Below are 23,963 nucleotides of genomic sequence, written 5' to 3'. Positions count from 1 at the left end.
TTCGGTACGGTGCAAATGAACAGCCCCACAAGGAGGGCGATGGTCGTTTCGAATCGGCCTGTGTTCACATATGTGCTGAATTAGGGTCAGAGCTACATGTTTTGTTGCAATTTCAGGCGTGTCGTCGTTCTGTAGCGTGGGCGAGCACAATCGGGCATTGCCGTTTGCGCGGGTTGCATCCAGGCCTCTTGTTTTCGGCTCCTCCGTTCTTTCCTGTCTGTCGGTACACATTTGACCACATGGCTCTCGTCTCCTGGTTCAGGCTCGGACACGCATGTGTACTTGCGTTTGTTGGTAGCTGGATATCGGAAATCAGGCCCGGTATGGAGCGGGTGAGGCAGGTGGTGGCGTCATGGGAATCTCAAACAGGGCGGATAAGACTGGCGCCGCCAATCGTAAGCCGTCTGATAAGGGTCTGGCTGACCGTTCCGGCGGACAGGGTGAGAGGTTGCGCGGCCTGGTCTTCCTCTGTGCTTCGGGCGGGGTGGGGTTGACCACCCTGGTTGCCCTGGTGGCAAAGAGCCTGGCCAGGCGTTCCCACGTCTGCGCCTTGGCTGATTTGGATTTGACCGGCGGGGGAATGGATGTCCTTCTGGGAATCGAAGGTGTGCCAGGCTTACGACTTGAACAGATCCGTGCTCCACTGGGAAGGATGGATTCCCGGGCTTTGATGGAGGAACTTCCCGTCTGGGACGGCATCCCGGTCCTGAGCAGTGATCCCTGGAATGGTCCTGCACCGGGCTGGTGGGATATTGATGCGGCCTTGAAAGCCATGTCGGGTTTTGCCGAGCTGCTTCTTGTCGATGCCGGACGGGGAGCCGGTTTGCGGACTCTACGTTCGATAGCGGGTTTGCCCCGGGTGCTCTTGGTTGACATGACCGTCCTGGGGCTGGCCAGAGCTCGATCTCTTCTTGCTGGTTCCAGGCCGTCGGGAGGAATGAACAGGAATGCCGCCGATGCACGTGAGGGTTTCGACGCTCACTGGGCTGGTCAGATGGATGCAGGCAGGGGGAGGCGATCGCCGAGTTCGACTGGAAGGGATGCGGCTGGGGGAGTCCCTGCCGGGGCAGAACCTGGTGGTGCCAATCCGATTGATGCGGACCCCTTGGCGGTGATAGGGGTCCGGCCGCATATTGGGCGGTCATCCGACCTGGTTGGACAGGATGAGGCGGCTGATTTCCTTGGAATCCCGCTCATCTGTGTTCTGAAACCTGAAGCCTCACTGGCTGGTTCGGTCCAATCAGGTCTGGGTTTACGGAAGATACCGCGGTCGTATCAGAAGGCTCTCAAACCTCTTATCGATGTGATTGAGGATTCGCTCCCATTCCGTTCGGGCGGTATCGGTGGTTGAGGGATGGGAGTCGAGGTTGACCTTTGGGTACCTGAACGATTTGGTGCAGGATTCGGCCGTCACGGATATCGCCGTCACCGGAGAAGGAAGGGTCTGGGCTGACAGGGGGAGGGGCATGGAGGAAGAGATGCTGGAGCCTGGGTTTGCATCGCCCGGGGCCGTCCGCGATTTTGCGGTCCAGCTCTGCTCCCAGCTGGGCAAGCGGTTGGACGATGCCCGCCCTATTGCGGATGCCTCAAATGAGGCGGGTATCCGCATCCATGCCGTGTTGGCCCCGCTGGTCCCCTCCGGGGCCTCCCTGTCCATACGACTTCCCTCACGTCGCCACCCTGGCTTGGAGGAGCTGGTCGCTTCGGGGCTCTGCCCCTATAGCTGGCTCTTCATTCTCAAAGCCCTGGTAGTGAACCGTGCCACCCTCCTGGTCACCGGGGGAACGGGGGTGGGCAAGACCACTCTTCTGCGGTCTCTCTTGGCGCTCTGCCCACCCTGCGAGCGACTGGTCACCGTTGAGGAGGTGCGTGAGCTGGGAACCATCGCAGGGCATGGCAACCAGGTCGCTCTGGCTGCGCGGGAGTCCAATGTGGAGGGGGCAGGTGCCGTTGGACTGGTCGACCTGGTCAAGGCCACCCTGAGAATGCGGCCGGACCGAATCATCCTGGGGGAGTGCAGGGGCGAGGAGGTATCCGACCTCCTGAGAGCCTTCAACTCCGGACATACGGGAGGGATGGTCACCCTCCACGCCGACAGCGTGGAGCGGGTTCCCTCGCGGCTGGCCTCTCTGGGCCTTCTGGCTGGTCTGAGACCCACCGCAATGGCTGCCCTGGCCGAAGGGGCGTTCGATGTGGTGATTCATCTGGAGCGCGACGGGGGCCAGCGCCATATTGCACAGATAGGAAGGTTGACCATGGGGAGGGAGGGGGCGTTGGTGGGTCTGCCGATCTGTACATGGTCGGGAAAAGACCAGCCCCGATACGGTCCAGCCTGGGGTCCATTTGCCAAACAGTGGGGAATCAGGACCAGCGCCGGGGATCGAGGCGGGGGATGAACGCCGACCTGCTTTCCGTCCAATTCGGTGTCCTGATTCTGATTGCAGGGATGCTTGTTCTGTCGAGTCGATGTGATGCCAGGTGCCGTCTGGAATCACTGACCAGGAAGAAGGCCCTGAATGCCGAGGTTGAAGGGTCGGCGGTCCTGATTGCCTCCCTGGCTGCCCTGGTCCGTAACGGCAGTGGTCTGGTGGAGGCGTACGAGGAGTTGTCCGACCGACGGTTTGCCACCAAGGAAGTCACCTATGACCGTGTTCACACCATGCTTCGGGAGTGGTGTTTACCCGATGAACAAGATGAGGGCATGGAAGCCATTGCCGTTGCCCTGATGGCTTCGTATCGATTGAGTGCCGATTCGGGATGTCGGGCTTCGGACTGCCTGCGGGTGGTGGCCGACATGCAGAAACGTCAGGCTGCGATGAAGGACGCCCGTGACGGGGCCTTTGCCATGCCCAGGGCCACGGTGAAACTCCTCTCTGGTCTGCCGATTCTTACCGTTTTCCTAGGTGAGCTGATGGGTGCGCATCCGCTGTTCTTCCTTTTCCGGCCAGGCGCAGGATTGGGTTGTCTGGTTGTGGGGACCTGCTTTTACTGTGCCGGACTTATCTGGATGCGGGGGCTGCTCAACGGACTGGAGAAGGGGGAATCACTGTGACGAAGGCGTTGGGAATTGCCGTGCTGGTTGCTCTTGCGCGGGCGTTGTTCCGTGACCCGGTCGCGCTGCGCTCGCGGTTGGGATGTGGCGGGAGGGTCAATCCTCCGCTCACGCTGGTTCTGGAGATGGTGGCGGTAAGCCTGCGTCAGGGTGCCTCGATTCCCTTTGCTCTGGAGGGTGTGGGGCGCACCCTTGGCGGTGCCTATGCGGAGACCATGATTCGGGTGGCCCGGTTGCTGGTCGAGGGCAATGACTGGTATTTTTCCTGGGCGCAGGCCATGAGGCATCCCCGGATCGGAGAGGCGATGACGGTTCTTTCGGGTTGTTTGGAATCCTCATGGTTACATGGAACTTCGCCCCTGAACCGGATGGACACCACCATTGAACAGGTGGAACGGAAGACCCGCAGTCGACTGGATCAGGAGACAGCCAGGCTATCCATCCGGATACTGATGCCCACCGGGCTTTGCATCCTGCCGGCCTTTGTCCTCATAGGTGTCATTCCCTGTATTGCTGCCTTTGCGGGCGGGATGTTCTGAATCGAGCGTCTCGGCTGGGATATCTTCCACCTTGCTCCCCATTGTGCGGTGCTTCGCGCGCTTTCCTCGACGGTCCGTCTTTGGGGTCTCGGCCATTCCGGTTTCTTGGATGCCTCGAAGATAGGTCACGCGTGAGCGGCAATCCACGAAGAATTTCATCGGTGCTCATTTGACCACATGTGCATTGTCGGAGATCTTGCACGGCGCAACCGAGGCAGAGTGGGAGACGTCAGACGGGGAGGTTCCTTGGAATTAGCGGAACCCGATTGATTGGGGCTTACGAAAATGAAAGGTGGCTGTAATGACAAGTATGCAATCGGTGGTTAATGGTCAGGATTCCTGTAGTGAAGGAATCGAATCCACCCAGCTTGAGGAGTGCGCTGATGCCGAAGTGACTACCATGCCCAACGGGGGTCATGGATTCGCTGGACTGAAAGCGGTACGGGCGAGATTGTCCCAGAAGGTGTATGACTTGGTTCGCCGTCTGCATCTTATGGTTCTCGTGCTGATTCGACGAGGTGCCGTCAGGTTGAAGGTGCTGACCTCGCGGCCAGAGTCCGGAGCTGCGACGGCCGAGTATGCCGTGGTTCTGATAGCAGCGACGGCCTTTGCCGGTCTGCTCCTGGTCATACTCAAGTCCGATACCGTGCGTTCCCTCCTGTCGGCACTGGTCAAACAGGCCCTGAGCGTCTGATGGTGGGCCAGGATATGGCAAGACCGGGTGGGCGCAGCCAGCCGGAGAAAGACGGATCTGATTCGGGGACGGTAACGGCGGAGTTCGCCATAGTGCTTCCGGCTGTCATGGCTTTGGCCATACTGCTCCTGGCCCTGACCCAGACCGTTCGCACCGGCATGATCTGTCAGGAAGCCGCTAATGCCGCGGCCCGTGAAGTGGTGGTTCACCAGGGTGGGGGCGACCCGGCCGCAATTACGGCCCGGATGGCCGGGGGCTCTTCTGTTTTGTCGCGCGAACGTTCCGGTCACCAGGTCCGGGTCACCCTCTCCTGCCCCCTTGTCTCCACTCCGCTTGGGGTTCTGCCTCCCCGTATCCAGGGCAGGGCCGTAGCGATTCTCGAGGAGTGAGGCTGTGGCTGTTGAAGGGAACCGTTTCCACCGGCCGGCCCCAGCTGACGTCCGGAGGGATTCGCGCCGGGTGGAATCAGAGGCTGCTGAACCAGGGCAGATGGTGTTCGACGGGCGCGAACGGTCGGACTGTTCGTCGCTTCCCGGCAGTAGAGCAGGACGGTGTCGCTGGTGCAAGGCAGGAGCTGGCTCCGTGAGGCCGTGGTGGGATGGTGCAGACAAGGGGTCCGGGTCGGTCTTGGGTATCGTTCTTGTTTCCTTGGCAGCGATGGGGCTGGTGCTTGTCGCTATGGTGGGGAACCTGCTCATCTGCCGGGGCAGGGCGCAAACGGCAGCCGATGCAGCAGCCCTGTCCGCCGCGACGGCCTTGTACGAAGGCAGGGACTCACCCTGTGTCCGGGCCGCGTCCGTGGCTGCCGCCAATAAGGGGACCCTGACAACCTGTACGGTTGAAGAGGAGGATGTCCTGGTCGATGTCGGGGTTGATACCTCGGTTCTCATCGTTCCCAGGGTGGTCCAATCGTCTCGCGCCGGGCCGGTCGACTGCGGCTGAGGCGAACGGCGGCTAAAAGCGAACGTGTCTAAAGAAATGGATAGCCTTGAATCATGGCATTAGCACTCTATAGGCGGTATCGTCCTGACACATTTGACGGCATTATCGGTCAGGGCCAGGTCACGGTACCCCTGTCTCGGGCACTGGATGAGCACAAGCTCACCCATGCCTACCTCTTCTCGGGTCCCAGGGGATGCGGGAAGACCAGTAGTGCGCGAATCTTCGCCCGGTGCATCAACTGCGCCGAGGGTCCCACCAGCCACCCTTGTGGGGAGTGTGACAGCTGCAAGGACCTGGCCACAGGCGGCCCGGGGTCAATCGATGTGGTGGAGATTGATGCGGCCAGCCACAACGGGGTCGATGATGCAAGGGAACTCAGGGAGCGTGCGGGCTTCGCGCCTGTGCGTGACCGGTACAAGATATTCATCCTCGATGAGGCCCATATGGTCACCCAGCAGGGATTCAACGCCCTGCTCAAGATTGTCGAAGAGCCGCCAGAGCATGTCATGTTCATCTTTGCGACCACCGAACCGGAAAAGGTCATCGGCACGATCCGGTCCAGGACCCATCATTACCCCTTCCGTCTGGTTCCCCAAGAGGTCATGGGTCCGTATCTGGAGGAAATCTGCTCCAAGGAGGACATCAAGGCCGAGCCTGGTGTGCTGAAGCTGACCATGCGGGCAGGCGGCGGTTCCGTGCGCGATACCCTCTCCGTTCTGGACCAGCTTATGGTGGGGGCCGTGGATGGTGCCATCACCTATGACTCGGCCGTGGCCCTCCTGGGCTTCACCCCCGAATCCCTGATTGGTGAGGCGGTGGATGCCCTGATCAATCATGACGGGACCGGCCTGTATGGAGTAATCCAGAAAGTGGTGGTTGGCGGATTCGAACCGCAGCGGTTTGTCGAGGATCTCCTGGCCCGTGTCCGCGACCTCCTGGTGTTGAAGTTGGCCGGCGACAAGGCCGAGAGTGTGCTGAGCGAGGACTCCGATGCCGATCAGGTCGCAGACCTGCACCGCCAGGCGGATGCCCTGGGATTGACCACCTTGACTTCGATGGCCGACTGTATCAATAAGACCCTGGCCAGCATGAACGGGACCACCTCGCCCCGAATGCGGCTGGAATTGCTTGCGGCGCGTCTCCTTGCCATAGGGTGTGAACCCATGGAGGCCCCTCAGCAGGCCCGGTCTGCCGACTCTGCGGCCACCAGGCCGGCCGTGCCTGCTCGGTCAGGTTTTATCGGATCCGGCAACCGTACCGGTCAACAAGAACGCAATAACCCTGAAGCAATGCCGGACAAGACCGCATCGCAGACACATTCCAGCGATGGGCCGGTACAGTCCCCAACCCAGCAGGCCCCAAGCACCAGGCAATCCCAGACTGCCGACCAGACCGGCCCGGCTCGTTCGGAATCTGGAGCGCAGTCGGATACTGCTCCACAATCCTCTCCTGCTCCGCAGGGCTCGTCCTCTGTTGCAGATGGACAGGAACCGATTCCAAGCGGAGCCGAGCTGGACAAGCGTTGGGATGCCCTGGTTGCCGCCTTGCCGGATGAGGTCCGCGATTATGTGACCAGGAGCAAGGTGCCTACCGTGTCCATGAAGACCGGTTCCTCAGGTAGGCAAATGCTGGCCATGACTTTCGACAGACCACTGAGCCAGCATGCCTTCGCCATGGCTGTAACCTCCCAGAGTGTGGATGGTGAGACCAAGGTTCCCAAGATCGTCATGGTCCGGGCTCGGCAGGAGTTCGGCGACAAGACCATGATTGCCCCCTCCGGGACGGCCGCCAATGGTGAGCAGGTGGAGTCGGTCGCCAAGATGACGCCACAACGCCGTGCCGAGGTGAAGAAGGAAGTCGCCTTGGCGCGCGCCAACCTGTCGACCATGAATCTGGATTCGGCCGTCATGCCTCACGCCGCCTCCGACATGAACCACACGGGACGCGACACGGCAGGCACCAAGAGTGAAACCGGTGGGAAGAAGTCCCCGGCCGGTGACCAGGCGGAATCCGGCGACGGATCGGATGACGCCCACCACCCAGGAAGACCTACCGGCCCGGAAACGTCAGTAAGCCAGGTTGTTCCGGAGGGGCGGGCCGTTCCGGCCAAGCAGTCGGCTTCCGGCCCCCTGCCGGCAGCAGGATTCGGCTCAACAGACTCCTATATGCAGGATGATGAGGATGACCCTTGGGCCCATCCGACACCTGTGCGAGCGACCGGGGAATCCGGCGACCGAAAGCAGGATGAACAGCCCGAGGAACATGAGACCAAGAAAGTCGCCGTTCCTGATCTGAGTGATGATATTGATCCCTGGGCGGTTCCCGAGCAGGCAGCCCCTGCTGCTGAGTCGGGTTCGGCTCCGATTGATTCCAGCGGGAGCACCGTGCCTGCCGCTGGGGATGCGGCCGCTGGCCTATCGTCCGGCAGTGCTGAGCGGATGACCGGGGATGAGGACGGGCAACCAGCAGGTAACCCTCAGAGCGGCCTTCGGCAGCAGCCGCAGACCGTTCCTGTCGGCTTCCAGAGCGAGCGATCCGACGTGGCCATGCCGTCGAATCAGACGGTCGCTGGGCAGGATTCCGGCCCGCAGTATGGCGGTCCCGGATCACCGGATGAGTCCGGATCGGATCTGGGTGGAACTCCCGCGCCTGTAGACGTCAGCCCTGATGAAGACGTCTACTCAATGCAGGATGCCCGGTTGGGGGCCGATATGACCCTGAACCAGGATGACCTGGCCAAGATGTTCGATGTATCCAAGGTCGAGGACTTCTCCGCCGACGATCCAGCCAATCCGCTGAATGTGCAACGCAGGCGACAGGAACGACAGGCGGGTGAATGATGGCGGGAACCTATGACGGAGCCATTCAGGATCTGATTGACTCATTTGCCAAACTCCCCGGGATAGGGCCTAAAGGGGCGCAACGGATAGCCTTCCACCTTCTGGGTGTGGACAGGCAGAGTGCCCAGGACCTGGCCGATGCCATCATTACGGTCAAGGAGAAGGTCCGCTTCTGCGAGATCTGTGGGAATGTCTGTGAAACCAGTCCCTGCCCAATCTGCCAGGATCCTCGCCGCGACCGGTCCGTCATCTGCCTGGTCGAGGAGCCCAAGGATGTGATGAGCATCGAGCGGACCGGCGAGTACCGCGGTCTGTACCACGTTCTGGGCGGGGCCATTGACCCCATGTCCAACGTGGGGCCCGGCGACCTGCGAATCCCTGAGCTGCTGCAGAGGCTCAAGTCGGGCGAGGTCAAAGAGATCATCCTGGCACTGGACCCCAATATCGAAGGCGAAGCCACAACCACCTACCTGGCCCGGCTCCTGGATCCGCTGGAAATCACAGTGACCAGGCTGGCCAGTGGTCTGCCTGTAGGCAGCGATCTGGAGTATGCGGACGAAATAACCTTGGGTCGGGCCATCTCCGGTCGTCGCGCGGTCTGAAACGAGGCCGATGACCGGGCCATCCCTGCAACCTTAAGTTCACGGATGTGGTGATGAAGAGGCGATGCGGAATCGGTCGCCGAAAGCCGGAGCAATCGGCGCCGACAGGTAGTCGTTCCCTTCATTCCCGACTGAGGCTGGTGGTTTTGGGTCCACATGCTGGTGACCTGGGGGTTCAGGACCATGGACGTTCATATAATGGCCTCTCGTAACGTAAGTTCAAGTGGCTCAACCTTCGCGGATGGAATAGCAGTGGCTCTTATCGTTCAGAAATTCGGCGGATCCTCGGTAGCGGATTCGGATTCCATCAAGCGTGTGGCCAAGCGCATCATCGAGACCAAGCATGCAGGCAACGATATGGCTGTCGTGGTTTCGGCCATGGGAGACACCACCGACGATCTGATTGACCAGGCCCTGGACGTGGACTCCAATCCTCCCGCCCGGGAGATGGACATGCTGATGACAGCCGGTGAGCGTATTTCCATGAGTCTCCTGGCCATGACCATCCATGCCCAGGGTGAGAGCGCCCACTCCTTCACCGGCTCCCAGGCCGGTTTCATGACCGATGCCCGGTATGGTGCCGCCCACATCCGCAATGTCAAGCCCTATCGCGTGATGGATGCGCTGAAGCATGGCGAGGTCGGTATCGTGGCGGGGTTCCAGGGGGTCAATGCCGACGGCGACGCCACGACGCTCGGTCGCGGGGGGTCGGATACTTCGGCGGTGGCCCTTGCGGTGGCCCTTCACGCGGATGTCTGCGAGATTTACACTGATGTGGATGGGGTCTTCACGGCGGATCCCAGGATCGTTCCCACCGCCCGCCGTATTTCCAGGATTTCATACGAAGAGATGATGGAGATGGCTGCGGGTGGATCCAAGGTTCTGGCCCTGCGTTGCGTGGAATACGCCCAGAGGTTCCGCATGCCCATCCATGTGCGCAGCTCTTTCTCGCACCGGCCGGGGACGCTGATCATGTCCCAGGATATGGATGTGGCGGATATCCCCAACCTGGCACCGAATCAGTGTCAGGTGGCCCAGGCGCAGCTGGACAACCAGCCGGACCGTGAAGGATGACGGAAGGATGAATATGGCAGGCGGCAAATCAATGGGTGACCTCTTCCCGGACCTGAACGGTCCCGAGGCACCTATCATCTCGGGCGTGGCCCATGACCGCAGCGAGACCCAGGTCACTCTGCGGTCGGTCCCCGACAAGACGGGTGTGGCCGCCAAGCTCTTCACCATCCTGGCCGAGGGTGGTATCAACATCGATATGATCGTTCAGGCGGGTGCCTCCACCGGCACCGTTGATATTTCCTTCACCCTGCCCAGTGCCCAGGCCGACCAGGTCCACCCCCTGCTGGATCAGGCCAGGGATGTCATCGAGTTCAAGTCGGTCGACCTCAACTCCGATGTAGGCAAGGTCACCCTGGTTGGCGTAGGCATGAAGACGCACTCAGGCATCACCGCCACCTTCTTCCGGGCGCTGAGCGACAAGCACATCAACGTGCTGATGATCTCCACCTCGGAGATTCGCATCTCGGCCCTGGTCCCGCTGGAGGACCTGGATGATGCCGTCAAGGCCGTCCATACGGCCTTCGAACTGGACGCGGATCAGGTCGAGGCGGTCGTCTACGGCGGTACAGGTCGCTGACCCGCGGATCACCGCTACAATCAAAAAACCAGGGAAAATCAAACAATCCGGATCGATCCATGCAGGGAACCGGCACACTTCCGGTCCGGCTCCATGCATCCGTTCTGCGGCGGATGGGTCGGAGAGGAGATTAGGATGACGACGATCAACGATCGGGGCATCAACGTTGCGGTGCTGGGCGCCACAGGGCAGGTCGGCATGGTTGTGCGTCGAATTCTGGCCGAGCGCGGTTTTCCCGTCAGAGACCTGAGATTCATGGCCTCGGCCCACTCCGCCGGGCAGGAAGTGGACTGGTGCGGGCATCCCATCATCGTGGAGGACGTCGAGAAGGCGGACCTGGCGGGTATCGACCTGGCCATCTTCTCGGCCGGTGGCGCCACCTCGAAGGTCTGGGCTCCCCGCTTCGCCGAGGCGGGTGCCTATGTGGTCGACAACTCCTCCCAGTGGCGGATGGATCCTGAGGTGCCCCTGGTGGTTTCCGAGGTCAACCCCGAAGATCTGGATCGGATTCCTCGCGGCATCGTGGCAAACCCCAACTGCACCACCATGGCCTGTATGCCTGTGCTGAGCCCCCTGGCCAAGGCGTACGGTCTCAACCGACTGATTGTCTCCTCCTACCAAGCGGTTTCCGGTGCCGGTCGGGCGGGAGTTCTCCAGCTCAGGAACGAGGCGGCTGCGGCGGTTGAGCAGGGCGCGGACAAGCTGGCGTTCGACGGTTCGTCCATCGACTTCCCCGCCCCCACCAAGGTGGTCAGGACCATTGCGTTCGATGCGGTTCCCTTCATCGGTTCGCTGGCGGATGACGGAAGCGAGGAGACCGATGAGGAGCAGAAACTGCGCAATGAGAGCCGTAAGATACTCCACCTGCCCGGTCTCCAGGCCTCCTGCACCTGTGTTCGTGTCGGGGTCTTCACCTCGCATGGCATGAGCATCAACGCCGAATTCGACCAGGACGTGACACCTGACCAGGCCAGGGACCTCCTGGCTGCGGCTCCTGGTGTGAGCCTTTCCGATATCCCGACCCCGCTCCAGGCGGCTGGCAAGGATCCCAGCTTTGTTGGCAGAATCCGTCAGGATCAGGCCGTGCCGGGCAGGAAGGGGCTGGCCATGTTCGTCGCCAACGACAACCTGCGCAAGGGTGCCGCCCTGAACGCCGTGCAGATTGCCGAGGTCATCGTCGCCAAGCACTTTGCGGACCGGTCCTGAGTCCTGGGGGGGGGGTCGCCTTGAAGGGCCGGTCGGGGAGTGGGGAAGCGCGGATGCCTGACCGCTGAGCTGATGCACCCGCCCGGTCACGGCATCACTGCCGTTTTCTGCCCCCGGTTTGCCTGTCATCCAGCTCCAGGATCCCCTCTGCGGTCTCCCTGTCGGTGGCCAGGGCCGAGATTAGCCCCGCCCTGAGGCAGGCCAGTATTCCCGGCACCTTCTGGTGCCCCCAGGCCACACCGATGACCAGGGGGATGCGCTTGAGCCGGTCAAAGTCGATGGATATGGTCCGCTCGCACAGGCTGGTGCGGATGTGGTTGCCCTGGGCGTCGATATGGTGGCCGCAGATATGCCCCACCGCCTTCCGGGCTGTCACCTCCCGAACCAGGTCGGCGTTCTCGTAATCGTGGAAGATATGCCCGGAGCGCCCATCCTCCACGGACCCGACGCCAACCACGGCCACGTCCGCATGGCCGCCCAGGGTCAGGGTGTCGGCAATCTGCTTTTCCTTGAGCATGGCCTTGGCGATGGTCTTGGAGGAGAGAATCATGGGTACGGGCAGGGAGGTGTAGTTGCCTCCCAGGCGTTGGGCCAGCATCCTGCAGATCTCCGGCGAATCCGTCATGGGGTTGTTGGGGGAGAGGGAACCGATCATCTGCGCCACGTTGGTCTTGCCCCAGTTCTGGAGCGGTACCTCCCGCACCGTATAGGCCACGGCATTGCCGTTGGAGACCGTAACGAGGGAGTCGGGCCGGGTATGTTCCACCAGGAGGGACGCGGCGCTGCGTGGGACCACATCGTAGCCCGTGCATCCCGAAGGGGGCTCGGAAACCCTGGCATAGTGCAGGTTGAAACGGCCTATCAGCTCGTTTTCCAGGTTTTGCAGCCGCTCCAGGGGGTCCCTGATGGTGACGGAGACCAGGCCCTGGTCCTCGGCTTCCTTGAGCATCCGCGAGACGGAGGGCCGTGAGTACCCGACCCTTGCCGCAATCTCGGACTGAAGCATGTGGTCCTCGTAATACATGCGGGCGATTTTCAGGAGGAGCTGGACCCGGTCGCGCGCCTGTGCGGAGGTCATCAGCTGCACGTTGCTGAACATATGTACATCTTATCAAGTACTTGTGGTGCCAGCAAGACAAAACAGAACTGGGCAGTTGATGAATAAATCAGCTATTTTTGCCCGGAAGGTCCCGGTTGTAGTAGAACTGGCAAGCATATGTACATTACCTGGGTTGCCATTGTGTTTGGTCCTTACCTATCCTGGACCCTGTACGAGGGCACCGGTGCCATAGGGTGGCCGGATGTGGTGCCCGACAGCCGCAGAGAAGACAAACAAAGGAGTTCGAATGGCATTCGCAAGAACGATCCTCGGAGATGTGGACCCCGGGACCCTGGGTGTCGTCAACAGCCATGACCATCTGATTCGCGTCGGGGCCGGAGAGGTCTACCTGGATGGTGACCACCAGCTGGATTCCGTCGAGAAGGCCCAGACCGAGGCCGGGTACTTCGCCAAGGCTTCCCTGAACTGGAGCGACCAGGGTGGCACCGTGGTCGATATGTGCCCGATCAACTGTGGCCGCGATATCGAAAAGCTGGTCGAGGTGGCCCGCTCCGTTGACCATCTGCAGGTCATCGGTGCCACCGGCTTCCACCGTGAACACGTCTACCTGGAGACCCAGTCGCACTGGATCAACCGCTACAGTGTGGACCAGATCGCCGACCTGGTCATCGCCGACATCACCGAGGGTATTGACCGCAACGACTACACGGGTCCTCTGGTGGACCGCAGCCCCTACAAGGCCGGTGTCATCAAGATCGGCACTGCTTACGGCAAGATCACCCCCTTCGAGCACAAGTGCATGGAGGCCGCAGCCAAGGCCGCCATTGCGACCGGTGCCCCGATCAACACCCATACCACCTATGGCACCTGCGGCCTGGAGCAGGCCCAGACCCTCATCGAGCTGGGCGTCCCGGCCGATCAGATTGCCATCGGACACATCCAGCGCAATGCGGATGTCTACTACCTGGAACAGATTCTTGACCTGGGCGTCTACCTGGAGATCGACGGTACCAACCGCATCAAGTACCAGCCCGATTCCAACAGGATCATGGAACTGAAGGCCTTCAAGGACGATGGCTTCGAGGACAGGATTCTCCTGGGCACCGATTCGGGCAAGCGCTCCTACCAGAAGGTCTACGGATCGGTCAGCGGCGTTGACTACAACCCCGCCGTGGACGGCCCCCGCATGATCGCCGAGGGGTTCGATCCCGCCTACGTCGATAAGCTGCTTATTGGCAACGCCCGCACCTTCTTCACCTTCCGCAAGGAGGCCTGATCGCCATGGCGAAGGAGAACCAGCCGGGCACCGAGGGAGCCCTGGAGCGGCCGCAGTTGCAGATTGCCCTGGACACCTTCGACATGCCTTCTGCCTTGAAGCCTCTTAACGCGGCCATCAGCAAGATTGACGTCATCGAGTGCGGTACCGTCCTGATCATTGCGGAGGGACTGAAGGCCGTCCGTGAGATCAGGGCGCTCTACCCCGGGAAGACCATCCTGGCCGATGTGCGTATCGCCGAGGCCGGAGCGGTCATTTCCAGGGCCTGCTTCGAAGCCGGTGCCAACTGGGTCTCGGTCGTGGCCGGGGCCAGCATGACCACGGTGGGGCAGGTCGTCAAGGTCGCCCAGGAGTTCGGTGGTGAGGTCCAGATTGAACTCGGGGAGAAGTACGACTCCGACCAGGCCAGGCAGTGGCGTGAACTTGGTGCCACCCAGGTCATTGTTCATCGTTCCCGGGATGCCGAGGCCGCAGGAACCTTGACCTGGGGTGAAAACGACAGGGCTCGCATCCGTGAACTGCATGATATGGGATTCAAGGTCACCGTCACAGGTGGCGTCACCGCCAAGGACCTCCCCTTCTTCGAGGGTGTTCCTGTCGGTGTGGTCATCTCGGGTCGCGGCATTGTCAAGGCTGACGACCCGCTGGCGGCGGCGACCGAGTTGCGGGACACGATTGACAGCGTCTGGCCCTGACAGTCCCAGAGAATTCCGCTCGTCCGTAGTACGGATGAACGGTTCCGGCCCGGTGGTCCGGATGGATCCACCGGTGCCGGACCGTAACCCCTGCCGGAGTTGCCGGGCTTCGGCGGGGCAATGACCGACCAGGCAGTAGAAGGTTGAACCGGTGGGCCACCACCGCAGGTGGTCCACCTGGATCTGATCCGTTCATGACGGATCGAACAAGGAAAGACCGGAGAAGGACATGGCTGTCCTGATACGGTTCGAGTGAAACAAGCTAAGGAATACGATGGCAGAGCATACCTATGACCTTTCAACGATTGGCGAGGGTCAGATCAGACTTACGGTCAGGAGGGGCGAGCGCCTGATGAATGCGCGCTCCGTCCTGATGAACCCGGCATGTTCGGAGGCCAACGTGGCCGGTGTTCTGGCCCAGTTGCAACGCAAGACCCTCTGGACCTCGTCACTGCCCGAGGGTGATCTGGGCGAGTATGTGCTGAGCGAGTACCGCTCGGTGGGGGTGGACATGAGCACCATGGTCCGCAAGCCTGCCAGCCGTATCGCCCTCTACTTCATGGAGCCGGGCGAACCTCCGATGCCGGCCAACGTGATCTACGACCGGGAGTACACCCCATTCAGAACCACCGGGGTGAACGATTACGACTGGGAGCGGATGCTTGATACCCGTCTGGTCTTTTTGACCGGCATCACCGCAGCCTTGACCGATACCACTGCCGAGGTGGTGACCTACGCCGCGGACCAGGCCGCCCAACGGGGCATTGACATCGCCCTGGATGTGAACTTCCGCAGCAAGCTCTGGACGGGTGAACAGGCCCGGCATATCCTGGAACCCATCGCCGAGAAGGCCCGCATCCTCTTCTGCTCCATCAAGGACGCCAAGAGCGTCTTCGGGATAGAAGGAAGTGGGGAAGAGGTCTGCGAGCAGCTCTATCGGCGCTTCGGCAATGAGTACATCATCTCCACCAACCATCTGGACGGTCCCTATCTGCATACCGCCAAGGGGGTCAAGAAGTACACGACCACCACGGTTCCCGTCGTTGACCGTCCCGGTGCCGGTGACTCCTTTGTGGCCGCGACCCTGCATGGCTTCCTCTCCGATGATGTGGATTGCGGCGTGCGCTGGGGCCAGCGGGCGGCCGAATACGCTCTGACCCATATGGGCGACCTGACCCGTATCCGCGCCCATGAACTCGATATCCCCCTGGGCGATGACATCAACCGTTGAGAGCCGAAACCGACTTTCAGCATACTTACGAAAGAGAACGCACCATGAGTGACACACAAGCCCAAGCGGGTCGGGGAGGTCTGACCGCTTACGAGCAGATCGACACCCGCCCCCTGACCGGGCATCAGAAAAGCATCATCGGACTGGCCATAGCCGGGAACATATCCGAGTTCTTCGATATGTTCCTGATCGGATTCGTGGTCTCCCTCCTGACCTCGGCCTGGCATCTGACCGGTGTCTCGGCCGGTATCATCCTGGCCTGCTCCGGTCTGGGCACGGTCATCGGTTCCATTGTCTGGGGCCGTCTGGCCGATCGGTTCGGACGCAAGCACGCCTTCCAGTGGTGCGTGCTCTGCTTCGTTGTCTTCACGGCCCTGTCGGTCTTCCTGCCGGATGGAGCCTGGATTCTCCTGGCCGTTCTCCGCATCGGCGTGGGTATCGGTGTCGGGGGTCTGAACATCATCTCCATCCCCTACGTCCAGGAATTCGTGCCGTCCAAGCAGCGCGGCATGCTCTCCGGACTGGCCTCGGTCTTCATCCCCCTCGGCCTTCTGCTCGGCTCGGTGGCCCAGAGCGTGATTGGGGAGAACTGGCGGATACTGGTGGCGCTGGGTGCCATCCCGGTCCTGCTTCTTTTCTGGCTGGCCATGGTTCCTGAATCACCAAGGTTCTACCAGAGCGTCGGGCGTGATGACGATGCCCGCAAGGCCCTGGGGTGGGCCCTGGAACTGCCGACCGACCAGGTCGGTGCCCTTCCCAAGGTCGAGCAGGAGCAGAAGGCCAGCTACGGCCTGCTCTTCTCCAAGCACCTGAAGCCGTTGATCATCATCTCGGTCGGTTCCTTCTGCTTCATCCTGGGTTCCTTCGCCATCCAATCCTGGGGTCAGACCCTGATGAAGGACGCCTTCGGTTTCTCCACCAAGATGGTGGCCTACCTCTTCATGGGTGTTTCCGTGGCGGACTGCATCGGGAGGTTCGGTTCGGCCTGGCTGGCCGACGTCATCGGCCGTCGCTGGACCATGTTCTCCTTCGGCATCATCGGTGCCCTGGGTTGCTTCTATGCAGCCTTCTTCCACAACTCGGGCTGGCAGTTCTACATCGCCGTCCTGGTCATCATGACCTTCGCCGACGGTGTCTTCGGTATCCTCAACGCCTTTGGAGGCGAGCAGTTCCCCAATGATGTGCGTTCGACTGGTCTGGGTCTGGGTTACGGTATCGGAGCCACGGCAAAGATTGTCGGCCCCATCTTCATGGGCCTCCTGGTCGGCGGGGATTATGTCTCCCAGCACATCAACATCGGTGTCGTCACCACGGCCTTCACCTTCTTCGGTGTCTGCCTGGTCATCGGAGCCGTTGTCTACCTCTTCGCCCAGGAAACCAAGGGCAAGGATCTGGAAAGCCTCTGATTCGGATTTCCGCAGGGCGGGGCCGTCTTCAAGGGAAGCGGCCCTGCCCCCTTGCATGTCCGGGAGGTCCGGGCGCGAGTGCCGGATTGCCGGGTGGCCTTACACTTGATGGCATGACCAAATCATCTGACGAGGCTCGGCGGCAGCTGGACAGAATCGTGGCCCTGGGCTATCCGGACGTGGCCGACATCAGCGCCGCGGCCTTCAGATCCCTGGCCCAGCCGCTTATCTCGGCCCTGGAGGGGACCGAGTTGGGTGATCGGATCCTGCTCATACCGACCCGGGAGCTGGTCAGCCCCGAGTCCCTGATATCCCGTACCAGCATCAACAGGATGGCCGGATTCACAACCATGCCGCCCCGGGATATTGCCAGCTTCATGCCACAGAACGGATTCGAACCCCCCGAGGGACCCTTCTACATCGTTCTGGAACCCCACACGGGTACCTGCTATGTCAACAGGGAACCCGATGTGGCTCGCAAACTCATCGATTCCGACGACCGCCTCCCGCTCACCCTGGAGGAGGGGCTGGCCATAGCCACCCAGCATCCGGACTGGCTGGCGGTGAAGAACGGCTTCAACCTGCTGGGGTCCCATAGCGCGGACGGGCGCGTTCCCAGCATCTGGATGAGCCAGAACGCACCCCGGCTGGGGGCGGTCTGGCCCAATTCGCGCCATACCTGGCTGGGTAACGCATACTGCCTTGGCCGTCGCGGCATCTCACTGTTCAGGTAGGCCTGGCCCTCATCCGTCTGCCCCGACATCGCCGAAGTCTGGACCTGGCGGTGGGTCAAGCACATATTTGATGCACAATGTACAGAAAATGAAAACAAGAGAGCAGCAGAAGGAGGAGTGATGGATCGGGATCATACATCCGTATTCGATCTCGCGGCACAGGCCGCAGCGTCCAATGGGGGTAACAACGATCTGTTGCTGCCTCCCCGTCGGTTCGTTGGCTCGCCCCAGAAGCCCAGCGCCATGCCTTACACCAAGTACGTGGCCTATAACAAGCAGGTTCCCTTCGATTATCCAGAGCGGACCTGGCCCGAGAAGACCCTGAAGCGGGCGCCCCGCTGGTGCTCCGTCGATCTGCGCGACGGTAACCAGGCCCTGGTGGACCCGATGGACTCCGAACGGAAGCTGCGTTTCTGGAACCTCTTGCTTTCCATGGGCTTCAAGGAGATCGAGGTGGGATTCCCCTCGGCCTCCGAGACCGATTATGACTTCATCCGCCTCCTGATAGAGCGTGAGCTGATTCCCGACGATGTGACCATCGTGGTGCTGACCCAGGCCAGGGAGCATCTGATTCGACGCACGTACGAGGCCCTGCGCGGGGCCAAGCGGGCCGTGGTCCATTTCTACAACTCGGTTTCGGTCCTCCAGCGTGAGGTGGTCTTCCGCAAGGACAAGGCCGGCATCAAGAAGCTGGCCACCGACGCTGCCGAGCTCTGCAGGTCCCTGGAGGCGGATGCCGGGGAGACCGAACTCTATTACGAGTACTCACCCGAGTCCTTCTCCGGGGCCGAGCCCGAGTTCTCCCTTGACGTCTGCAACGCGGTCATCGATGTGATCAAGCCGACACCGGAGCATCCGATGATCATCAACCTGCCCAACACGGTCGAGATGACCACCCCCAACGTCTTCGCCGACGAGGTGGAGTACATCTCGAACAACCTGCACGACCGAGATGCCGTGGTCCTCTCCCTCCACCCACACAACGACGAGGGCATGGCCGTGGCCGCCACCGAGCTGGGTCTCCTGGCCGGTGCAGACCGGGTCGAGGGGTGCCTCCTGGGCAACGGGGAGCGTACCGGCAACGTTGACATCTGCACGGTCGGACTGAACATGCTGGTCCAGGGCATCGACCCCCAGCTGGACTTCTCCGACATGCCGAATATCCGTAGAACCGTGGAGTACTGCAACCAGATCAAGATCTCCGAGCGGCACCCCTACGCCGGCAACTTCGTCTACACGGCCTTCTCCGGCTCCCACCAGGATGCCATCAAGAAGGGTCTGGACGCCCGCCAGCAGGCCGCTCTGCGTGACAACGCGAATCCGGAGGACTACCTCTGGCTGGTGCCCTATCTGCCCATGGACCCCAAGGATGTCGGTGGTAGTTATGAGGCCATCATCCGTGTGAACTCCCAGTCCGGCAAGGGGGGAATGGCCTATCTGCTCAAGGCCAACCACAACCTGGACCTGCCCAAGCGCCTGCAGGTCGAGTTCGAGCGACTGGTCCAGGCTTATGCCGACAAGACCAAGCACGAGGTCAAGGATGCGGATATCTGGCGCCTCTTCAAGGACGAGTATCTGCCCGTCGAGGAGAGTGGCAGTGTGGCCGGTGGCGAGTCCATGGCCGACAAGGACGATGAGTCCCTCAGCCAGTGGGGCCGCCTCAAACTGCTGAGTGTTTCCGTCTCCTCGGGCGAGGACGGCTCGGACACCGAGCTGGAAGCGACCGTGCTGGACAGGGGTCTGGGCCCCCAGGACGAGGAGAGCAAGCGCCGCATCAAGGGGCGTGGTAACGGTCCCATCGCCGCCTTCCTGGATGCCCTGAAGTCGCAGGACCTGACCGTTTCGGTCCAGGATTACGCTGAGCACGCCATGACCGCCGGGACCGATGCCCTGGCCGCCTCCTATGTGGAGTGCAAGGTGGGTGAGCCCGCAGAAGCCCGAGTGATTTGGGGCGTCGGCATCGACTCGTCGATTTCGACCAGCTCCCTCAAGGCCATCATTTCGGCCATTAACCGGTTCGAACGAATCTGACCGGAGTGTCCGGTGACACGGAAAGGCCGTTCCCCCGATTGGTGGGAACGGCCTTTCCGTTTCGCCTCACGGGCCGTTGCGTCCGGTCCTGCGGGCTCTGCTCTTCGGGTCTTCCCCGACTACTGCCCTGTCGCCGGCGGGCTGTTGCTCTGTGTTGTCTGACCTTCCTGGCCGCCTTCGCTTCCGGTATCGGTGCTTCCGCCCTGTGCCGGGGTTTTCTCATCGTCTGAGCCGCTGCCGGTGGAACTGCTCTCATCCTTTTTGGCTTCGGGCGTCGGTGTTTGGGAGGGTACGGCCTGTTCGTAGGACCGGGGGGTGTAGTTGCTGCGTCCTCCGCCGGTTCCCCAGGTTCCGTCCGGGCCGCCGATCTTGCCCTTGTCGACGGCGTTCGGGAACTTCTCGACCGGGCTGTCGCCCAAGGCGCCCTTCATGTACTGGGTGAAGAGGCGGACTGGGTAGAACTGGTTCTGGTAGACCTCGGGTACCTTCAGTGCGCTTCCATCCTCGCCCTGGTTCCAGACCGCGAAGGTGGTCAGGACCGAAGGGGTGAATCCGATGAAGGAGATGGCCGTCTCGTCGTTTGCGGTTCCGGTCTTGCCTGCGATGGGCCGCCCCAGGGACCGGGCATAGGAGCCGGTGCCGTACTGGACCGTCGAGGTCATGGCCTTCTGAAGGAGTGCTATCTGATCCTGATTGAAGACCTGGTCGCCCTTGATGGCGGCTGTGTACAGTTCCTGATCCTTGGAGTCCTTGACCTGGCTCACCAGGTGGAGCTCGGGCTTCTTCCCCCCGTTGGCCAGGGTGGCGTAGCCCTGGGTGGCGTCGTAGACGGTCAGGGCATCCAGACCCAGGGTGTCGAAGGTGGTTGTGTCATCGATCTTTCCAGTGATACCTGCCGTGTGGGCCAACTGGGCGGTCTTCTGGGAGGTGACATGCTCGCCCAGGTCCATGAAGACGGTGTTGACCGAGTTGGCGAAGGCCGAGTAGAGATTGATGTATCCGTAGCTCACCTGACCTGCATTGGCCACGGACTTGCCAACGCTGGAGAAGGTCCTGGGGGAGTTGCCGTTGAAGACGGTGTTGAGGCTGACCCCTTCCTGGATGGCGCCCAGAAGGGTGTAGGCCTTCATGGTCGAGCCTACCTGGAAGGTGGCCTGATCCACGTTGTTGAGCTGTTTGACCAGGTAGTCGTCGCCCGCATAGAGGGCGATGATGGACCCGTCACGCGGGTTGACCGAGAGGCCACCGGTCTGCAGGGTCGGCGGAAGGTCCTTGTCTCCGGTGGAGGGACTGGCCACCTGGAACATCAGATCCTGCTTGTCCTTTTCGATGGTCGTGATGATCTTGTATCCGCCCGTGTCCAGGTCGTCCGCGGTGAAGGGGGCCTTATTCCCCTCCGTCAGCTCGTTGCGGACCATTCTCAGCAGGTACCCGTTCGGGCCCTGGTAGACGTTCCTGGGGGAGTAGTCGATGGTCTGGGGCATGGAGGCCTTGGCCTTGTCGGCATGGCTGATGTAGTGGTCTTCCTCCATGATGCCCAGGACCCGGTGGAATCTGGACTCCGCCTGCTTGGGGCTGGCTGCGGGGTCCCAAGTGGTCGGAGCCGGGATGATGCCCGACAGCATGGCGGCTTCGGACAGGGTCAGGTCCTTGGCGTTCTTACCGAAGTAGTTCTGGGCTGCCGCCTCGATCCCATAGGCCCCGCGCCCGAAGTAGATCGTGTTCATGTAGTTGCACAGAACCTTGTCCTTGCTTTCGGTCTGTGAGATCTTCAGGGCCAGGATGGCCTCGCGCAGCTTCCCCTTGTAGGTGGTCGTTTCGCCCAGGTAGTAGCGTTCGGCATACTGCTGGGTGATGGTGGATCCACCCTGGCGGGTCCCCTTGGTCACGTTGTTGAAGAGGGCTCGACCGATGCCTTTCAGGTCGATGCCGCTATCGTTGTAGAAGGAGCGGTTCTCGGAGGCGACGATTGAGTTGCCTACATATTGGGGTAGGACGGCACAGTCGATGATTTCCCTGTCCTGGTTGGCGTAGGTGCCGATCGGGGTGGTCCCGTCAGCGAAGTAGACCGTGGTCTTCTGGGCCAGGGCCTGCTTCTCGGGCGGTACGATCTCGGTGGTCAGGTAGAGGTAGGCGAAGCATCCTATGGCGGCTACGATAAGGGTCGCCAGGATGCCCAGAATCCACTTGAGCAGGAGATGCCGCTTCTTCTTGGGCGGCTGACGGTGTCCGCCCCGGTCAGATCTCACGTCCGAGCGGTGTGAGGGGGCCTTGTTGCTCTTCTTGCCCCTGATCTTGGTGGTTTGCCCCACCTGGCGGGTCGAGGGGGCTGGACGCCTTCCCTTCGCTGCCGAGTTGACTGTATGAGTCTGTTTGGCCATGAGAACCACGCTAACCGTCCTGGTTGAAAACCGTTCGACTTAAGGCTGAACGTCCATCATTCCCGTACGTTTCCGTCGCTCGGTACCTGCTGTTGCTTCCCCGGCGGGAGCGGGCGGGTGCAGGTATGTATATATCCTGTACACATATATGCGCCTGGTTCCAAGGTTTTTGGCTGCGGTACGTCCGCGCTGCCGCGGCATGAGGCTCTGTCCGGGGCCGTTCTCGCTCCGGGAACGAATTCCTTGTCCTGTTCCTTGCAACTCGCTGGGAACAGGTATGCTTAGGTTGGAATAACTCAGTTAATCAGAGGAGTTTGTATGAGCATCCGTGTAGCTATAGCGGGCGTGGGCAACTGCGCTTCCTCGCTGGTGCAGGGAGTCGAATATTACAGGGACGCCAAGGATGATGACAAGATCCCCGGCATCATGCACGCCAATTTCGGTGGGTATCGCATCCGTGACATCGAATTCGTGACCGCCTTCGATGTGGATTCACTCAAGGTGGGCAAGGACCTGAGCGAGGCCATCTTCGCTTCCCAGAACAACACCTACAAGTTCAGCGACGTGCCCAACCTGGGTGTCGAGGTCATGCGTGGCCCCACCAACGACGGCCTGGGTGAGTACTACAGCAAGATGATCGAGGAGTCCGACGTCGAGCCCGTCGACGTGGCCCAGGTCCTGCGTGACAAGAAGGTCGACGTCCTGGTTTCCTACCTGCCCGTCGGTTCCGAGGAGGCCGACAAGGCCTATGCGGCGGCTGCCCTTGAGGCCGGCTGCGGCTTCGTCAACTGCCTGCCCGTCTTCATCGCATCCGACCCCGAGTGGGCCCAGAAGTTCCGCGATGCCGGCGTGCCGATTGTGGGCGACGACATCAAGAGCCAGGTGGGCGCCACCATCACCCACCGCGTCATGGCCCGCCTCTTCGAGGACCGCGGTGTCCGCCTGGATCGCACCTACCAGCTGAACGTCGGCGGCAACATGGACTTCATGAACATGCTGCAGCGTTCCCGCCTGGAGTCCAAGAAGATCTCCAAGACCCGAGCCGTCACCTCGATTGTTCCCCACGAGATGGATGAGCACAACGTCCACATCGGCCCCTCGGATTACGTGGCCTGGCTGGATGACCGCAAGTTGGCCTTCGTTCGTCTGGAGGGCACGACCTTCGGTGATGTGCCGCTGAACCTGGAGTACCGCCTCGAAGTCTGGGATTCCCCCAACTCGGCCGGTATCGTCATCGACGCGGTCCGCGCTGCCAAGATCGCCCTGGACCGCCACCTGGCCGGCCCGATCCTGGCCCCCAGCTCCTACTTCATGAAGTCCCCGGCTGTGCAGCATGAGGACAACGAGGCTCGTCAGCTGGTCGAGGATTACATCGTCGGCAAGGTCGAAGGCGACGAGGATGCCCTCAACGCCGATGTCAAGACCGCCAAGGACAACGGCAAGGACGTCTGGCACGCCTGAGCCAAGGCAGGTCCGCCCTGGTTCGGTCCTATGGGGCCGGATGGGGTGGCGTGCATGAAACGCCAGTGACCTGTTTCGCTGGCATTTGTGCTTATAGGAACGGCCGGTCACCTATCGCAGGTGACCGGCCGTTCGCGTATCCCGACCGGACCAAGGGTGCCG

Annotated in this window: 21 protein-coding genes; 19 read left to right on the top strand and 2 right to left on the bottom strand. The window is 61.4% G+C overall.

All coding sequences use genetic code 11. The features are described 5' to 3' along the window. Positions 1–352 precede the first annotated feature (352 nt). The 12 genes from bcor_RS07335 (at position 353) to bcor_RS06605 (ending at position 11,526) form a co-directional block, all read left to right on the top strand. A complete protein-coding gene (locus bcor_RS07335) occupies positions 353–1,351 on the top strand; it encodes a CpaE-like family protein (protein ID WP_034259141.1) in 999 nt (332 codons plus the stop codon). A 16-nt stretch (positions 1,352–1,367) separates the two neighbouring features. Further along, the gene (locus bcor_RS06655) at positions 1,368–2,396 is read left to right on the top strand and encodes a TadA family conjugal transfer-associated ATPase (RefSeq protein WP_081870422.1); all 1,029 of its coding nucleotides are present in this window, start codon (positions 1,368–1,370) and stop codon (positions 2,394–2,396) included. Further along, positions 2,393–3,052, top strand: a complete 660-nt coding sequence (locus tag bcor_RS06650) for a type II secretion system F family protein (protein ID WP_051875737.1) — start codon at positions 2,393–2,395, stop codon at positions 3,050–3,052. The genes bcor_RS06655 and bcor_RS06650 overlap by 4 nt, the downstream gene beginning before the upstream one ends. A gap of 65 nt (positions 3,053–3,117) precedes the next feature. After that, entirely contained in the window at positions 3,118–3,591 is a 474-nt protein-coding gene (locus tag bcor_RS06645) for a type II secretion system F family protein (protein WP_420796647.1), read from the top strand. 400 nt (positions 3,592–3,991) lie between these two features. Beyond that, complete coding sequence (locus bcor_RS07755) at positions 3,992–4,285, top strand: DUF4244 domain-containing protein (protein ID WP_148304008.1); 294 nt, start codon at positions 3,992–3,994, stop codon at positions 4,283–4,285. A gap of 14 nt (positions 4,286–4,299) precedes the next feature. Next, a complete protein-coding gene (locus tag bcor_RS06635; RefSeq protein WP_148301999.1) occupies positions 4,300–4,674 on the top strand; it encodes a TadE/TadG family type IV pilus assembly protein in 375 nt (124 codons plus the stop codon). Positions 4,675–4,867: 193 nt separating this feature from the next. Beyond that, positions 4,868–5,227: an Rv3654c family TadE-like protein gene (locus bcor_RS06630; RefSeq protein WP_033498314.1), complete on the top strand. Its 360-nt coding sequence runs from the start codon at positions 4,868–4,870 to the stop codon at positions 5,225–5,227. A 53-nt stretch (positions 5,228–5,280) separates the two neighbouring features. Then, complete coding sequence (dnaX, locus tag bcor_RS06625; protein ID WP_033498316.1) at positions 5,281–8,067, top strand: DNA polymerase III subunit gamma/tau; 2,787 nt, start codon at positions 5,281–5,283, stop codon at positions 8,065–8,067. Further along, positions 8,067–8,669 carry a recombination mediator RecR gene (gene recR, locus bcor_RS06620; protein ID WP_033491289.1) on the top strand — a complete coding sequence of 201 codons (603 nt, stop codon included), beginning with the start codon at positions 8,067–8,069 and terminating at the stop codon, positions 8,667–8,669. The genes dnaX and recR overlap by 1 nt, the downstream gene beginning before the upstream one ends. A 252-nt stretch (positions 8,670–8,921) precedes the next feature. After that, on the top strand, positions 8,922–9,743 hold the full coding sequence (locus bcor_RS06615) for an aspartate kinase (RefSeq protein ID WP_051875734.1): 822 nt from the start codon (positions 8,922–8,924) through the stop codon (positions 9,741–9,743). Between the two features lie 7 nt (positions 9,744–9,750). Next, entirely contained in the window at positions 9,751–10,320 is a 570-nt protein-coding gene (locus bcor_RS06610; protein WP_033491138.1) for an ACT domain-containing protein, read from the top strand. 135 nt (positions 10,321–10,455) lie between these two features. Continuing rightward, positions 10,456–11,526, top strand: coding sequence for an aspartate-semialdehyde dehydrogenase (locus bcor_RS06605; RefSeq protein ID WP_033498317.1), 1,071 nt, complete (start codon positions 10,456–10,458; stop codon positions 11,524–11,526). A gap of 94 nt (positions 11,527–11,620) precedes the next feature. Here the strand turns inward: bcor_RS06605 and bcor_RS06600 are convergent, their stop codons facing one another. After that, positions 11,621–12,625 carry a sugar-binding transcriptional regulator gene (locus tag bcor_RS06600; protein ID WP_033491141.1) on the bottom strand — a complete coding sequence of 335 codons (1,005 nt, stop codon included), beginning with the start codon at positions 12,623–12,625 and terminating at the stop codon, positions 11,621–11,623. A 247-nt stretch (positions 12,626–12,872) separates the two neighbouring features. Here bcor_RS06600 and bcor_RS06595 point away from each other — a divergent pair, with 247 nt between their 5' ends. From bcor_RS06595 to leuA, 6 genes are all read left to right on the top strand, one after another. Beyond that, entirely contained in the window at positions 12,873–13,862 is a 990-nt protein-coding gene (locus tag bcor_RS06595) for a phosphotriesterase family protein (RefSeq protein WP_033491142.1), read from the top strand. Between the two features lie 5 nt (positions 13,863–13,867). Beyond that, positions 13,868–14,557: a 3-dehydro-L-gulonate-6-phosphate decarboxylase gene (locus bcor_RS06590; protein ID WP_051875733.1), complete on the top strand. Its 690-nt coding sequence runs from the start codon at positions 13,868–13,870 to the stop codon at positions 14,555–14,557. A 274-nt stretch (positions 14,558–14,831) separates the two neighbouring features. Then, positions 14,832–15,788, top strand: a complete 957-nt coding sequence (locus bcor_RS06585; RefSeq protein ID WP_033498318.1) for a sugar kinase — start codon at positions 14,832–14,834, stop codon at positions 15,786–15,788. 44 nt (positions 15,789–15,832) lie between these two features. Further along, the gene (locus bcor_RS06580) at positions 15,833–17,194 is read left to right on the top strand and encodes an MFS transporter (RefSeq protein WP_051875732.1); all 1,362 of its coding nucleotides are present in this window, start codon (positions 15,833–15,835) and stop codon (positions 17,192–17,194) included. Between the two features lie 113 nt (positions 17,195–17,307). Continuing rightward, a complete protein-coding gene (locus tag bcor_RS06575) occupies positions 17,308–17,928 on the top strand; it encodes a DUF5701 family protein (RefSeq protein ID WP_033498319.1) in 621 nt (206 codons plus the stop codon). Positions 17,929–18,048: 120 nt separating this feature from the next. Next, positions 18,049–19,959 carry a 2-isopropylmalate synthase gene (gene leuA / locus bcor_RS06570; RefSeq protein WP_033498321.1) on the top strand — a complete coding sequence of 637 codons (1,911 nt, stop codon included), beginning with the start codon at positions 18,049–18,051 and terminating at the stop codon, positions 19,957–19,959. A 119-nt stretch (positions 19,960–20,078) separates the two neighbouring features. On the opposite strand, the gene bcor_RS06565 is transcribed toward leuA, so the two are convergent. Continuing rightward, positions 20,079–22,340 (bottom strand): transglycosylase domain-containing protein, encoded by a 2,262-nt coding sequence (locus bcor_RS06565; protein WP_033498403.1) that lies wholly within the window; start codon positions 22,338–22,340, stop codon positions 20,079–20,081. A 318-nt stretch (positions 22,341–22,658) separates the two neighbouring features. On the opposite strand from bcor_RS06565, the gene bcor_RS06560 reads away from it, so the two are divergent. Beyond that, positions 22,659–23,801, top strand: coding sequence for an inositol-3-phosphate synthase (locus tag bcor_RS06560; protein ID WP_033491150.1), 1,143 nt, complete (start codon positions 22,659–22,661; stop codon positions 23,799–23,801). The last annotated feature ends 162 nt before the right edge of the window (positions 23,802–23,963 follow it).

The sequence above is a fragment of the Bifidobacterium coryneforme genome (genome assembly GCF_000737865.1).
GTDB lineage: Bacteria > Actinomycetota > Actinomycetes > Actinomycetales > Bifidobacteriaceae > Bombiscardovia > Bombiscardovia coryneformis.
The sequence above is the reverse complement of the archived record's forward strand: the minus strand, read 5'-3'. Positions and strand labels throughout refer to the sequence as shown.

Coding starts and splice junctions, on each gene's coding strand:
- bcor_RS07335 (WP_034259141.1), top strand. CDS start 353: ATGGGAATCTCAAACAGGGCGGATAAGACTGGCGCCGCCAATCGTAAG.
- bcor_RS06650 (WP_051875737.1), top strand. CDS start 2,393: ATGAACGCCGACCTGCTTTCCGTCCAATTCGGTGTCCTGATTCTGATT.
- bcor_RS07755 (WP_148304008.1), top strand. CDS start 3,992: ATGCCCAACGGGGGTCATGGATTCGCTGGACTGAAAGCGGTACGGGCG.
- bcor_RS06635 (WP_148301999.1), top strand. CDS start 4,300: ATGGCAAGACCGGGTGGGCGCAGCCAGCCGGAGAAAGACGGATCTGAT.
- dnaX (WP_033498316.1), top strand. CDS start 5,281: ATGGCATTAGCACTCTATAGGCGGTATCGTCCTGACACATTTGACGGC.
- recR (WP_033491289.1), top strand. CDS start 8,067: ATGGCGGGAACCTATGACGGAGCCATTCAGGATCTGATTGACTCATTT.
- bcor_RS06610 (WP_033491138.1), top strand. CDS start 9,751: ATGAATATGGCAGGCGGCAAATCAATGGGTGACCTCTTCCCGGACCTG.
- bcor_RS06605 (WP_033498317.1), top strand. CDS start 10,456: ATGACGACGATCAACGATCGGGGCATCAACGTTGCGGTGCTGGGCGCC.
- bcor_RS06600 (WP_033491141.1), bottom strand. CDS start 12,625: ATGTTCAGCAACGTGCAGCTGATGACCTCCGCACAGGCGCGCGACCGG.
- bcor_RS06595 (WP_033491142.1), top strand. CDS start 12,873: ATGGCATTCGCAAGAACGATCCTCGGAGATGTGGACCCCGGGACCCTG.
- bcor_RS06590 (WP_051875733.1), top strand. CDS start 13,868: ATGGCGAAGGAGAACCAGCCGGGCACCGAGGGAGCCCTGGAGCGGCCG.
- bcor_RS06585 (WP_033498318.1), top strand. CDS start 14,832: ATGGCAGAGCATACCTATGACCTTTCAACGATTGGCGAGGGTCAGATC.
- bcor_RS06580 (WP_051875732.1), top strand. CDS start 15,833: ATGAGTGACACACAAGCCCAAGCGGGTCGGGGAGGTCTGACCGCTTAC.
- bcor_RS06575 (WP_033498319.1), top strand. CDS start 17,308: ATGACCAAATCATCTGACGAGGCTCGGCGGCAGCTGGACAGAATCGTG.
- leuA (WP_033498321.1), top strand. CDS start 18,049: ATGGATCGGGATCATACATCCGTATTCGATCTCGCGGCACAGGCCGCA.
- bcor_RS06565 (WP_033498403.1), bottom strand. CDS start 22,340: ATGGCCAAACAGACTCATACAGTCAACTCGGCAGCGAAGGGAAGGCGT.
- bcor_RS06560 (WP_033491150.1), top strand. CDS start 22,659: ATGAGCATCCGTGTAGCTATAGCGGGCGTGGGCAACTGCGCTTCCTCG.